Origin of the sequence: Proteus sp. G4415 (genome assembly GCF_963896075.1) — a bacterium.
GTDB lineage: Bacteria > Pseudomonadota > Gammaproteobacteria > Enterobacterales > Enterobacteriaceae > Proteus > Proteus mirabilis.
Genome location: NZ_CAWQOK010000119.1, coordinates 15,918 through 28,373, shown reverse-complemented (window position 1 = coordinate 28,373; position 12,456 = coordinate 15,918). Strand labels below are relative to the sequence as shown.

General features: G+C 38.2%; 13 protein-coding genes. 5 read left to right on the top strand and 8 right to left on the bottom strand.

Going from position 1 to position 12,456, the window contains the following annotated elements; all coding sequences use genetic code 11:
• On the top strand, nucleotides 1–511 hold a 511-nt coding region (locus tag AACU95_RS13310; protein ID WP_109024001.1), incomplete at its 5' end, for an Ail/Lom family outer membrane beta-barrel protein.
• A 147-nt stretch (nucleotides 512–658) separates the two neighbouring features.
• On the opposite strand, the gene AACU95_RS13305 is transcribed toward AACU95_RS13310, so the two are convergent.
• Nucleotides 659–988, bottom strand: coding sequence for an HI1450 family dsDNA-mimic protein (locus AACU95_RS13305; protein ID WP_012367973.1), 330 nt, complete (start codon nucleotides 986–988; stop codon nucleotides 659–661).
• 107 nt (nucleotides 989–1,095) lie between these two features.
• A complete protein-coding gene (gene cls, locus AACU95_RS13300; protein ID WP_004248139.1) occupies nucleotides 1,096–2,556 on the bottom strand; it encodes a cardiolipin synthase in 1,461 nt (486 codons plus the stop codon).
• A gap of 307 nt (nucleotides 2,557–2,863) precedes the next feature.
• On the opposite strand from cls, the gene AACU95_RS13295 reads away from it, so the two are divergent.
• Together AACU95_RS13295 and tonB are read left to right on the top strand one after the other, a co-directional pair.
• Entirely contained in the window at nucleotides 2,864–3,043 is a 180-nt protein-coding gene (locus AACU95_RS13295) for a YciY family protein (protein WP_004248137.1), read from the top strand.
• Nucleotides 3,044–3,158: 115 nt separating this feature from the next.
• Nucleotides 3,159–3,884 carry a TonB system transport protein TonB gene (tonB, locus tag AACU95_RS13290; protein WP_012367972.1) on the top strand — a complete coding sequence of 242 codons (726 nt, stop codon included), beginning with the start codon at nucleotides 3,159–3,161 and terminating at the stop codon, nucleotides 3,882–3,884.
• A gap of 98 nt (nucleotides 3,885–3,982) precedes the next feature.
• Here the strand turns inward: tonB and yciA are convergent, their stop codons facing one another.
• The gene (yciA, locus tag AACU95_RS13285) at nucleotides 3,983–4,414 is read right to left on the bottom strand and encodes an acyl-CoA thioester hydrolase YciA (RefSeq protein WP_004243075.1); all 432 of its coding nucleotides are present in this window, start codon (nucleotides 4,412–4,414) and stop codon (nucleotides 3,983–3,985) included.
• 73 nt (nucleotides 4,415–4,487) lie between these two features.
• Nucleotides 4,488–5,141 (bottom strand): septation protein A, encoded by a 654-nt coding sequence (locus tag AACU95_RS13280; RefSeq protein ID WP_004243074.1) that lies wholly within the window; start codon nucleotides 5,139–5,141, stop codon nucleotides 4,488–4,490.
• A 305-nt stretch (nucleotides 5,142–5,446) separates the two neighbouring features.
• Between AACU95_RS13280 and AACU95_RS13275 the strand changes: the two genes are divergently transcribed.
• Nucleotides 5,447–7,231 carry a SulP family inorganic anion transporter gene (locus tag AACU95_RS13275; RefSeq protein WP_004248134.1) on the top strand — a complete coding sequence of 595 codons (1,785 nt, stop codon included), beginning with the start codon at nucleotides 5,447–5,449 and terminating at the stop codon, nucleotides 7,229–7,231.
• Nucleotides 7,232–7,363: 132 nt separating this feature from the next.
• On the opposite strand, the gene AACU95_RS13270 is transcribed toward AACU95_RS13275, so the two are convergent.
• Nucleotides 7,364–8,125: a YciC family protein gene (locus AACU95_RS13270; RefSeq protein WP_049210354.1), complete on the bottom strand. Its 762-nt coding sequence runs from the start codon at nucleotides 8,123–8,125 to the stop codon at nucleotides 7,364–7,366.
• A 443-nt stretch (nucleotides 8,126–8,568) separates the two neighbouring features.
• Between AACU95_RS13270 and ompW the strand changes: the two genes are divergently transcribed.
• Entirely contained in the window at nucleotides 8,569–9,210 is a 642-nt protein-coding gene (gene ompW / locus AACU95_RS13265) for an outer membrane protein OmpW (protein ID WP_036894976.1), read from the top strand.
• A 653-nt stretch (nucleotides 9,211–9,863) separates the two neighbouring features.
• Here ompW and AACU95_RS13260 read toward each other — a convergent pair.
• The 3 genes from AACU95_RS13260 to trpB all read right to left on the bottom strand — a co-directional run bounded on the left by AACU95_RS13260 (nucleotide 9,864) and on the right by trpB (nucleotide 12,448).
• Nucleotides 9,864–10,178, bottom strand: coding sequence for a BON domain-containing protein (locus AACU95_RS13260; protein ID WP_004243069.1), 315 nt, complete (start codon nucleotides 10,176–10,178; stop codon nucleotides 9,864–9,866).
• A 270-nt stretch (nucleotides 10,179–10,448) separates the two neighbouring features.
• The gene (gene trpA, locus AACU95_RS13255; RefSeq protein ID WP_004243068.1) at nucleotides 10,449–11,258 is read right to left on the bottom strand and encodes a tryptophan synthase subunit alpha; all 810 of its coding nucleotides are present in this window, start codon (nucleotides 11,256–11,258) and stop codon (nucleotides 10,449–10,451) included.
• Entirely contained in the window at nucleotides 11,258–12,448 is a 1,191-nt protein-coding gene (gene trpB / locus AACU95_RS13250) for a tryptophan synthase subunit beta (RefSeq protein ID WP_004243066.1), read from the bottom strand. Before trpB ends, trpA begins: the two co-directional genes overlap by 1 nt.
• Between the last annotated feature and the right edge of the window lie 8 nt (nucleotides 12,449–12,456).

Genomic DNA, 12,456 nt, shown 5'->3' with positions numbered 1-12,456 from the left:
TTCAATACTCGTTGTTTCTACTCTTTCTTTTAATGCTTATGCAACATTAGAAAATACAGTGTCGATAGGGTATGCTAAATCTAAATTGAAAGTCGATGAAGATTTAATAAATGATAACCTTAAAGGTATTAACTTAAAATATAATCATGAAGTAGCTAATGATTGGGGCGTTATCAGTTCGTTTTCATATGCAAAAAATAAAAATGATGGTTATGATCATTGGGGATATGCAGGTACTTCAAAGATTAGCTACTATTCGTTAACGGCAGGTCCAAGTTACCGCCTTAACAATTATGTTAGTGCATATGGACTAATAGGTTTTGGCTATTTTCATGAAGACTTTCACTACTATGATGAAAGAGAAAAAGAAAATAAGATATCAATGGCTTATGGATTAGGCGTACAAGTAAACCCAATCACTAACTTAGCTATTGATGTTTCTTATGAGTACTCCAAACTATATGATATTGATTTTACTACTTGGGTAGTGGGTATCGGTTATCGTTTTTAATCAAAGGTGTCACACACGATAGTCAATATATTTTCTAAGGTCGCTTTTGCGACCTTTTTAGTCTTTATATAAGCCACTTTTAAACAAATTAAAATTGATAAGTTCGCCAGTGTAGTTAAACAGACAAATTGTGTGGTTATTAAGAAGTTAAGATTTCCAAATAATATGGTACATGGGTTGCAGGGGATCACGACTAATTAATACACGACCAAAAATATCATCAATATCGGCGTTTTCATCCGGTGCAAGACCGATAATCACTTCACTAAACCGGGCTGATGAAACAGGTAAACCGACAATAAATTGCCAATCATTCCCTAATGTAACAACTTCAGCCGCACCTCGTTCTTCAAATTGTAAATTAAAAAGCAGCTGATCGGCTACATCAAGATTATCAGCGGCTTGCGCTAAAAAGAGATCATAGGCTTGTTCTAAAGCTTCTTCTTCACTGATTAAGGTTGGTTGGTTCATGGTCATGCCTATAAATTATGTCAATATTGTCGCGCTATTTATATCGATAGTTAGCTGTTTTCGCTAACTATTTTATTGTTGATATAATTACTGAGCTGATTGTATCACTCTTTCTAGAGAAGTGGGCTAAAGAAATAACAAAGGCGTTCTAACACCCGATTCATAAATGGACGTTTTTCCCATTCATCAAGAGTAAGTTGTGTTGAACGGGCAATATAATCATATTGTACGATGCTAAGATCACTAGCAAAACATTCATCATCAATCACAACAGTTATTTCAAAATTAAGCCATAAACTACGCATATCAAGGTTAACCGAGCCAACCATACTCAGTTGACCATCAACCATTACACTTTTTGTATGTAATAGGCCATCTTCAAATTGAAAAACTTTTACACCCGCCTCAAGTATTTCAGTAAAAAAGGCTCGGCTTGCCCAACGTACCAGGAAAGAGTCATTACTTCGTGGCACAATAATACTGACATCAACACCACGCATAGCGGCGGTTGAAATGGCATGAGCCAGATCGTCACTTGGCACGAAGTAGGGGGTTGTCATGACTAATTCTTTTCTGGCTGAATAGATGGCCGTAATTAATGATTGTTGAATGAGTTCTTCAGGAAAGCCGGGACCTGAGGCAATCACCTGTGTAGTATGCCCATTTGCTTGTTCAAATGGCATAATATTGTTATCTGGTGGCGGTGGTAAGTGGCGTTCACCGGTTTCCATTTCCCAGTCGAAAGCATAAATAATACCCAGTGTCGTAGAAACAGGGCCTTCCATTCTGACCATAATATCAATCCACTGACCGACACCCGCATCTTGTTTAAAATAGCGTGGATCGACCATATTCATACTGCCGGTATAGGAAATGTAGTTATCAATTAATACTATTTTACGATGCTGACGTAAGTCCATACGACGCAAGAAGAAACGGAACAGATTGACTTGTAATGACTCGACAAATTCAATGCCGGCGGCTCGCATTCTTGCAGGGCCATTGGTGCGAAAGAAACTACGGCTTCCTGCAGAATCCACCATAATGCGACATTTTACACCACGTTTAGCCGCTTGAATAAGGGCTTCAGTGACTTCCTCTACCAATCCTCCGGATTGCCAGATATAAAACACCATTTCAATATTATCGCGCGCATTATTAATATCACGCGTGATGGCATTTAATGAGTCTTCGCAAGTTGTTAGTAGCTGGATCTTATTACCTTTTACACCATTAATACCTTGGCGTTTAGCGGTTAACTGAAAAATGGGCTCCGCAACATCACTATAGTGTTTAGCGAAAATATGTTTACATTTTTTTAATTCTTCAAGCCATGCAACTACGGAAGGCCACATCTGCCTAGCATGTTCGACACGGCGTTTACCAAGATGAAGTTCACCAAAGGCAAAATAGGCGATAACACCGACTAAAGGAAGGATATAAATAATCAGTAGCCATGTCATCGTTGAGGTGACAGGTCGTCGATGCATTAGGACACGAAATGTGACCCCTGCGATCAATAGCCAATAGAAGAAAAAAGTTAGCCAACTTAATACAGTATAAAATGTTGTCATAGTAAAGCTATTTTCCGTTGAAAAAGAATCGCATGAATAGGTCGGAGGCAATTTACTAACAATAGTTCATTATTTCTATTATTTGCCAAATGTTGTTATTAAATCAGGATTATTTTCTCTGTCAAATCTCTCTGGTAAGAGATAAACATCAAATAAGTCGCTAGATACTTATTTTGATACATTTTATTTTTGAGAGAAAGGTATAAAGCATAAATAAAAAATAAGGCAAATTATCAATCCCCCCTTGGATCATAAAATGAACGTCCTATAATACACCACTTATTTGAAAAAATAGGTATTGATTGCAATGAGACATAGCAGGAATGAAGTGGCACGTTGGCGAATGATGAGACAAGCGTTACGTCGCCGTCGCCGTTGGTTAGAGGGTCAATCACGCCGTAACTTACGTATTTACCAAATGCGTAAGCTTGATACTTCTAGAAAACATAGAGCGCTGTTGTTCGTGCAATACACCGAACTAAATTGATCTTTAGCTTTTTTAGTTGTTATAGCAATCATTTTGATAAACGTTATTGAATATGATTGCTATTTGCATTTAAACTAGAGGCATTATTTTTTGTTTAGGTGAAATAAGATCAGTTATGCGCTTTAAGCTTTGGGTATTTATATCACTGTGTTTGCATGCCTCGCTTGTTGCGGCTGCCATACTGTATGTTGTAGAAGATAAGCCAATTGCACCAGAACCTATCTCTATACAGATGCTAGCCTTTGCTGCAGATGAGCCGGTAGGAGAGCCTGAGCCTGTAGTTGAAGAGGTGACGCCTCCGGAGCCTGAGCCTGTTGTCGAGCCAGAACCTGAGCCAGAACCAGAACCGATCCCAGATGTAAAACCGGTGATTGAAAAACCGATAGAGAAGAAGCCCGAACCCAAACCAAAACCTAAGCCAAAACCGGTGGAAAAACCAAAGCCACCTGTCGAACGGCCACAGCAACAGCCATTGGCGCTGAACAAGGGAAATGAGATGAAGAATCTTAACCCCAATGCTACACCGAGTAATAAAGGTGAGGAAAAGCCTGTTGCGACAACTAGCCAAGGGGAAGGAAAAGTACCTAATGTGCTTCGCCAAGGGTTACCTATCTATCCTCCTCGTGCCAAGGCAGTGGGTATTGAGGGTTCAATAAAAGTACGCTTTGATATCGATGCCGATGGACGGGTAGATAATGTAGAAATTCTCTCTGCTAACCCCAAAAATGTCTTTGAACGCGAAGTGAGAAAAGCAATGCGTCAATGGCGTTATGAGAAAATCCCTTATAAAGGTAAAGTGGTTATCATTGATTTTAATATAGATGGTGTTTCTGCAAGTTAATAAGAAGCCATTGATTGATAAAGCTTCACATCACTCAATGATAAAAAAGGCACTTTTGATAAGTGCCTTTTTTGTTGGTTTTATTGAGCTTAAAAAGGTTATTCCATGGTACTTGCTAAGGTAAAATTGGTTTTACCTTCAGGTAGGCGACGAGCGCTATTATTCTCATCGACTGCTACATAAGTAAACACGGCTTCAGTGGCACGATACCGTTGACCTACCGGCTCGGTTGCTACTTTTTTAACCCACACTTCAATATTAACAGTAATTGAAGAGTTACCGGTTTTTAAACAACGAGCATAACAGCAAACGACGTCGCCAACGGCAACAGGTTTTAGAAAGGTAATGCCTGTTACACTTACAGTAACAACGCGACCTAAGGCAATTTCTTTCGCTAAAATGGCACCACCAATGTCCATTTGAGACATTATCCAGCCACCGAAAATATCACCATTGGCGTTAGTATCAGCTGGCATGGCAAGCGTACGTAATACTAGCTCACCATTAGGCAAAGATTGTTGTTCAGTCATGGGGAAATACTATCTATCAATGTTAAAACTAAGGAGACTCCCTTGAGGCAGTCTCCCGATAAAATAGAGGTCATTATTCAGATTTAGATGTCACATCTTTATGTAATACTTTAGATGTTGATGTTGTTCCGTTATCTGATGTTTCAGATGTATGACTTTCTGTTGATTCCTCTTTCGTCTCTTCTTCGGGTAACCGGTTGTTCCAGATATACACAACACTAATCACAGTAAAGATTAAGGTTAATATTGTTAACCCAAAGACTTTAAAGTTTACCCAAGTTTCTTGAGATAAAGAAAATGCGACATAAAGATTACCCAGCGCACAAGCTAAAAAGAACAGAACCCAAGCGATATTGAGTTTTTTCCAATTAGTCGCTGGCATCGCTAATTCTTTACCTAGCATTCTTTCCATTAATGTTTTCGGCGTAAAGAGTTGCATCGCAATAAGCACTAGCGCAAAAATGGCGTAGATTGCGGTGACTTTCCATTTAATAAAGACATCTGAATGGAAAGCGATAGTCAATGTACCAAATATCGTTACAACGATTGCGGTGATCAGTGGTGCTTTTTCGACTTTATGGAAAATAAGCCATGTTAAACCGACTGAGATCCATGTTGCTACAATTAATGCGCCAGAAGCATAGAAAATATCTTGCCATTTATAAAAGATAAAAAACACTAATAGTGGAGCGAAATCAAGTAATTGCTTAAGCCAGCCGTTTTTCATAACCGATAGAAACCTATTGTCGTTAAATTTATAAACTAGGTTATTCTAATGCAAAGCGACATGAAAAGGGTAAACAATTGCATATCTTTAATAAGATCAGGCTTATTTATCACAATATGGCGGTTTTATATTAGATTAACTCATTGAATATAAGGTTTAATTTAATCTTGTGTCATTTAAAGATAAAGTATTGATTATGGTAGGAGATTAAAACATCACTCTAGTATATGATTCATTGAGCCATTATCTCTTCACGCGACTTTTTGATGAATGCGCGAAAAAGTAATTCAGATAAGAGGAAATCAATGAACGGAAAAAGAATAATAAAATGGATGCCTGGATTAGGCTTATTGTTTAATTATCAGCGTGAATATCTTGGATATGATATTAAAGCAGGGCTTTCTGTTGCTGCGGTTGCATTGCCTGTTGCTATCGCTTATACCGAATTACTTGGTATCAATGCCATTGTGGGATTATACGCCTGTATCTTACCCATGATCATGTATGCTTTATTTGGCACATCACGCCAATTAATTACTGGCCCTGATGCTGCCACTTGTGCCGTGATAGCCGCAGTTGTCATCCCTCTTTCTGCGGGGGATGAAAATACCCGTTGGCAACTGGCCATTATAATGACTGCAATGACCGGTTTTTGGTGCATTCTTGCGAGTCATTTTCGCTTTGGCGCATTTACGGACTTTCTCTCTAGACCTATATTACAAGGTCTATTAAATGGCGTTGCCATCACTATCATGGTGGGGCAATTGAGTAAAGTATTTGGTTTTACCACCTCCCCAGAATATTTAATTGAAAAATTACTTGAAGTACCTTTTCGATTAAAAGAAGCACATTGGCCAACACTGTTGATGTCGGCGCTAACCTTAGCATTACTATTAGGTATTCGTCATTTTAGACAACGTTGGCCCGCTCCGTTAATTGCTATGGTGGTGATGACCTATTTAAGTTGGCAATTTGATTTAGTCAATTATGGGATTGCTATTGTTGATAAAGAAGCAGACAACGGTGATCTCTTTTTACCCATCGTTTCAATGAGTGGCTTTCATCTTGGGTCACTTCGTGAATTAATTGTTCCTTCCATTAACCTTGCGGTGATTAGTTTTGTTAGCTTTATGATGACGGCAAGAAGTTTTGCTAGCAAAAATGGTTATGATGTTGATGCCGACCAAGAATTAAAGGCATTAGGCATTGCTAATATCGCATCGGCACTTTCGCAAGGATTTGCAGTAAGTGCCGCCAGTAGCCGTACTGCGGTGAATGATTCTGTTGGCGGTAAAACACAATTGGTCTCTATTGTGGCGGCGTTAGTCATTTTAGTTGTGTTGCTTTTTATGACCGACTTTATTGCCTACATTCCGTTATCTTCTTTAGGCGTTGTGCTGATTGTTTCCTCTTGGTCATTGCTAAGTATTCGTCATATTTGGTCTTATCGTAAACGAAATCGACAAGCTTTTACCTTAGCAACGTTTACTTTATTAGCGGTGTTGTTAGCGGGATTGATTAACGGCATTGGTTTTGCTGTGTTACTTGGGTTATTGCAATTTTTACGTATTGTATTCCGCCCAAGTGATCAGTTATTAGGTGTTGATGAACAAGGAATGATCCACTCAATCAACCAAGGTAACGGCATTGAATCGATATCAGGATTGATGATGTATCGTTTTAATTCCCCCTTAACCTATTTCAATGTTGGCTATTTTAAAAAGCGGGTACTACAGCTAGTGGACAGCGCGCCACAACGTCCTGCATGGTTAGCGGTTGATGCTACCGTAAGTTTTACTTATGACGATGTGAGTGTTTTTGCTGTTATTGATGAGCTAATTAGAGAGCTTAGGATCAAAGGCGTTAAATTGGTATTGGCTGGGCGCAGAACAGAATTAAATCGTTGGATTGCACGTAACAAGATCACTATCAATGATGATGATTTAATTATTGCCCCCGATCTCTATTTTGTTATTCGTTTATATCAAAGTCGACAACAAATAAAAGAAAAACACAAACAGCAACAACAAGTGCCGTTTGCTGAAGATAACCAAGCCACTTTCATCAAGGATACGGAAACGAGGGGATAGAATGAATAACATGGGGTTTAGTGGCTGGATAGGTGTGTAAGGTTAATTGATTATTTTTAAATGATTATGTTAATAACAATGCCGTGCTAATCTATTAATCACATTAGCACGGCATTGTTTGCTGCGAGGGGGTTACTTGGTGATATATTTATTTTCAGTCAGCATAAACAGACGGAATAGATAAATAATCATCCATGCAGACGTAATATTCTTTAAAAAATAATATAAAAATTTGTGGATCATGTTAGGCAATTCACCCGTAATATTGCTTAAGAAGCCAATCCCAAATTGTAATAAAATCCAAATTCCTAAGGCAGGGATTAGCGCCCCTGATTCACCAAAGCCCATTTTCCAGCCTAGACGTATTGCGCTACCAATAGATTGTTGGCGTACCAGTACGACTGGCGCTAGTGCAAATCCCACTAATAAAATGATACCAGGGATAATCAACATAAAGCCTGCACTAATTAAAATAGAGCAGAGCAAAATTAGCAGAAACATCTTCGGTAAACGGGGTAAGCTGGCATTAAACGTTTGGTTCAATGTCACGTTATGACCGGCAGAAAGTGCCATTGCCAACATTAAAATCACTAAAACCAGAATACTTTGCTGAAAAAGCTCAAAAACATAGACCAGTAAGACCTTTTGAAATACCCCAATAACACTGTTATTCATCGCTTCTAATTCAGCGGGTGAGACATCAGCGAATCTGGTTTTTTGAAAATTAATAATAAAGTCATTAATTATTTGTGATTCTTGTGCATTAGGGCCAACCAATAGATATATGACAGATAAAATGAGGGCCAAAACTGCAGATAGCGTGATAATGCTACGTTGTTCATTTTTATAAAAGTTAAGACTATCACGGTAGATTGTGCGTGCCGGGGTAGGCATGAAACTGCTCCTATACAAATAGACTAAGTCAATGGGACATATTGTACCTTTTAAGACAACAAAAAGGGATCATTTCTGTTATTTCTATAGCTATTGTTATTGAAAGGTTTTTTTCATTCGTTTGGCGAATGAAAATTAAATAATCAAATTAGATGAAACATTAAATTAACAATTAAATAACGATATTGTCAAATATCATCTTTTAATGAGGTTCTTTTATTTAATGATTCTTAAAAACAATAAATTTAATTATAAGAAAATATTGTATTAATGCTAAATTTGATGTGGATCAATTATAAATAATCAGCATCATAAATAATAAAGAGAGGAATAACACTTTCTGCAAAAATAATTCCAAAGTTGTGATCGGCATTAGATCATAATTACTTATTAATGGGTATATTTTAGCGGAGATTTTACTTATTACAGGAATGGGTTAAATAATGAAAAAACTTTCTGCGCTTATTCTAGCGGCTGCAACACTTGCACCGTCTATTTCTTTTGCTCATCAAGCGGGTGATTTTTTATTCCGTGCGGGTACTGCAACAGTTCGTCCTAATACAGGTTCAGATACTATATTAGGTGGGCATTTTGATGCTAATAACAACACTCAATTAGGTTTAACCTTTGGTTATATGGTAACTGATAATATTGGGGTTGAGTTATTAGCAGCAACACCTTTTGAGCATAAAGTTTCTTTAACTGGTGTGGGCGAAATTGCTAAAGTTAAACATTTACCGCCAACATTAATGGCACAGTATTACTTTGGTGGTGCTGAAGATAAATTACGCCCTTATTTAGGTGCTGGTCTAAACTTTACGACTTTCTTTGATGAAAAATTCAATAATAATCCAGCGGTAGGCAAACTTGGATTAAATGATCTTGATCTTAAAAACTCTTGGGGCTTCGCAGCACAAGCAGGTTTAGACTATAACCTAGATAAAAACTGGATGCTGAACGCTTCTGTTTGGTGGATGAATATCGAAACCGATGTCAAATTTAAAGATGGCGATGGAAAACACTATAAAGTGGATACTCGCTTAGACCCATTTGTGTTTATGTTCGGTGTTGGTTATCGTTTCTAATTATTCTTGCAATAACAGAATATGCTATTAAGTATCAGCGGGGCAGTGGCTCCGCTTTTTTTTTATCTGTGTTAATCATAATTGCTTATCTACAGTGATCGTGTTTAGACTAAAAAATTTTATTACCTCTATTATGTGTATTAAGGCTTAGCTGATTATAACTAAAATAATAGAGGTATATTTTAATAGTGTATTAAAAATGCATCTTTATATTTTTTATTAGTTAAAAAAATAATCACTATTCTCGATGAGCATTTAATTGTCTCGCATAAATGGGAATTTATAGATGTATTTTATTTACATGTTTTATCTCCCCATGATATTGCCTAATAATAATTAAAAAAATAGCGCCTAAATCGGCCAAAAATATTATTACTGATATTGAATAGTACTATTAAGAAAATGATGGTCGCATCAAATTTAAGTGAAAGTCACCAGCGTGGTGAAAATAACATCGAAAAAAGATAAGTATAACTTTAGTTTTAACGGTTTTTTTTGGGGTATTTTACCCGTAAAAAAGAAACGGCTAATTTTAGTAAAACAGAGAATTTGTCAAAAATTGATCTTCATACCAAAGAGTGTGGATTGCTTTAGATGAGACAAGAAAAAAACCACCGAAGTGGCTTTTTTCTTACTGACTTATAAAAAATAGCTTAACGGATAACCATTGAGTTAATGACACCTTTAACGCCAGTGACTTTACGTGCGGTTTCTATGGCGCGATTTGCATCAGCCTGTGAAGAGACAAAACCACTTAACTGAACTTTACCTTTAAATGTCTCAACGCTAATTTGTGTTGAGTTTAGGTTTTTCTCACCAATTAAAGCTGTTTTTACTTTAGTGGTGATCACCGAGTCATCAAAATATCCCCCAGTGCCTTCTGATGTTGCCGTTGGAGAGCATGCAGATAAAGTCATGGCCATAAGTAATGCCGCTAATACGGTAGAAATTTTTGCCCATAGTTTCATTATCAAACTCCTTATAATGACATTATTGATTGAGTACTACTGAATAGAAAACCTAAAGCTGTATACCCTATATAAAGTATGTGCAAGAAATGACAGATTGCCAACTGACTGAGCAAAAATAGTTTTATGCTTGTTCAGGCGAATCAAGCATTACTCGCGCTACGAATAGAGGCTGATGGGGAAGTTATGGTCGATTGTTAATGATTAAATTAGGAAAAATCTGCTTAGGAAAAAGTTTTCTCTAAGCAGACGGCGATAATAATTTTAGACTTAAACGCTTATTGTTGCGGCTTTCATTTGTTGCACAAACTGCGTCAACATTTTTAACATCACATCAGGTTGATGTAGGTTATTTTCAATAATTTGTACAACGGCTGAGCCTGAGATAGCGCCAAATGCACCATTACTAATGGCCTGTGAAACTTGTTGTGGCTCAGAAATCCCAAAACCTTGTAATGCAGGTGGTGCATTATAAGCTTTAAGTTTACTGGTTAAATGAGTGAGTGACTGTTCTGCTCGTTTATCTGTCCCCGTAACACCGGCTCTTGATAATAGATAAGTATATCCCTCTGCGCTGGTGGCTAACTCTTGTAATAACTCATCATCTGCATTGGGCGGGCAAATAAAAATCGGGGCAATATTCGCGCTTAATGCCGCTTCTCGAAATTGTTTTGCTTCACGCAAGGGAACATCACCAATCAGTACTGAATCAACACCCGCTTGTTGGCATTTATGGTAAAAATTATCAACGCCATTGCTAAAAACAAGATTTGCATACACCAATAGTCCAATCGGAATAGTGGGATGTTTTTGGCGGATCTGGCTTAATAACTCAAAACATAGGGTTGGGGTGACATTAGCATTTAATGCTCGTAAGTTTGCCCCTTGAATAGTAGGGCCATCAGCCAGTGGATCAGAAAATGGAATGCCTATCTCTAACGCATCTGCACCCCCTTCAATTAATGCGTCAATAATTTTTAACGACAGTTCAGCATCGGGATCACCTAAAGTGACAAAGGGAACAAACGCGCCTTGTTGTTTTTGTGCTAATGCTTCAAAGCATAATTGGTAACGGCTCATTAAATTTCTCCTCGTGCAGCTAAAATATCGTTAACAGTAAAAATATCTTTGTCACCTCGTCCGGATAAATTGACAATTAAGAGTTGTTCTTTATCTGGATTTTGGGCAATCAGTTTCAACGCATAGGCCAGTGCATGTGACGATTCTAATGCGGGGATGATCCCTTCACGGCGTGATAGCGTTTTAAAAGCCTCAATGGCTTCATCATCTGTTACAGAAACATAATCGGCACGGCCAATGCTGTTTAAATGCGCATGTTGCGGGCCTACGGATGGGAAATCTAATCCTGCAGAAATAGAATAGGACTCTTCAATTTGGCCTTCTTCGGTTTGCATAATCGGTGATTTCATACCGAAATAAATGCCTAACTTGCCATGTTTTAATGGTGCTCCGTGCTCTCCTGTTTCGATCCCTTTTCCTGCCGGCTCAACACCAATTAATTGTACTGAGGTTTCTGGTATAAATGAGGCGAATAAGCCAATGGCGTTAGAGCCACCGCCAATACAGGCGATAACGGCATCAGGGAGACGACCTTCACGGGCTAAAATTTGCGCCTTAGCTTCATCCCCAATCATGCGCTGGAATTCGCGAACAATAGTGGGATAAGGATGCGGGCCTGCCGCAGTGCCTAATAAGTAGTGAGCACGCTCGTAGCAACCAGACCAGTCACGTAACGCTTCATTACACGCATCTTTTAATGTTGATGAACCACTATGCACCGGAATAACTTCGGCACCCATTAAACGCATACGAAATACATTGGGTGATTGACGTTCAACATCTTTTGCCCCCATATAAATACGGCACTTCATATTTAACAGAGCACAAGCTAACGCAGTGGCAACACCATGTTGCCCAGCGCCCGTTTCTGCAATAATCTCTGTTTTTCCCATCCGTTTTGCTAGCAGTGCTTGGCCTAATACTTGGTTTGTTTTATGAGCACCGCCATGCAATAAATCTTCACGTTTTAGATATAAACGGGTACGAGTACCTTGGGTCAAATTGCGACAGAGTGTCAGTGCCGTTGGTCTACCTGCATAATTTTTGAGTAGATCTTGAAACTCTTGCTGAAATGACGGATCGTTTTGTGCGTCAATAAAGGCTTGTTCAAGTTGATCTAATGCAGGGATCAATATTTCTGGTACATATTGACCACCAAACTCACCAAAGTAGGGATTAAGTTTTCTCATTGTGATGT

What these genes read in the sequence shown, in the direction of transcription:
- AACU95_RS13305 (WP_012367973.1), bottom strand. Translation starts at nt 988, where the DNA reads ATGACCATGAACCAACCAACCTTAATCAGTGAAGAAGAAGCTTTAGAA.
- cls (WP_004248139.1), bottom strand. Translation starts at nt 2,556, where the DNA reads ATGACAACATTTTATACTGTATTAAGTTGGCTAACTTTTTTCTTCTAT.
- AACU95_RS13295 (WP_004248137.1), top strand. Translation starts at nt 2,864, where the DNA reads ATGAGACATAGCAGGAATGAAGTGGCACGTTGGCGAATGATGAGACAA.
- tonB (WP_012367972.1), top strand. Translation starts at nt 3,159, where the DNA reads ATGCGCTTTAAGCTTTGGGTATTTATATCACTGTGTTTGCATGCCTCG.
- yciA (WP_004243075.1), bottom strand. Translation starts at nt 4,414, where the DNA reads ATGACTGAACAACAATCTTTGCCTAATGGTGAGCTAGTATTACGTACG.
- AACU95_RS13280 (WP_004243074.1), bottom strand. Translation starts at nt 5,141, where the DNA reads ATGAAAAACGGCTGGCTTAAGCAATTACTTGATTTCGCTCCACTATTA.
- AACU95_RS13275 (WP_004248134.1), top strand. Translation starts at nt 5,447, where the DNA reads ATGAACGGAAAAAGAATAATAAAATGGATGCCTGGATTAGGCTTATTG.
- AACU95_RS13270 (WP_049210354.1), bottom strand. Translation starts at nt 8,125, where the DNA reads ATGCCTACCCCGGCACGCACAATCTACCGTGATAGTCTTAACTTTTAT.
- ompW (WP_036894976.1), top strand. Translation starts at nt 8,569, where the DNA reads ATGAAAAAACTTTCTGCGCTTATTCTAGCGGCTGCAACACTTGCACCG.
- AACU95_RS13260 (WP_004243069.1), bottom strand. Translation starts at nt 10,178, where the DNA reads ATGAAACTATGGGCAAAAATTTCTACCGTATTAGCGGCATTACTTATG.
- trpA (WP_004243068.1), bottom strand. Translation starts at nt 11,258, where the DNA reads ATGAGCCGTTACCAATTATGCTTTGAAGCATTAGCACAAAAACAACAA.
- trpB (WP_004243066.1), bottom strand. Translation starts at nt 12,448, where the DNA reads ATGAGAAAACTTAATCCCTACTTTGGTGAGTTTGGTGGTCAATATGTA.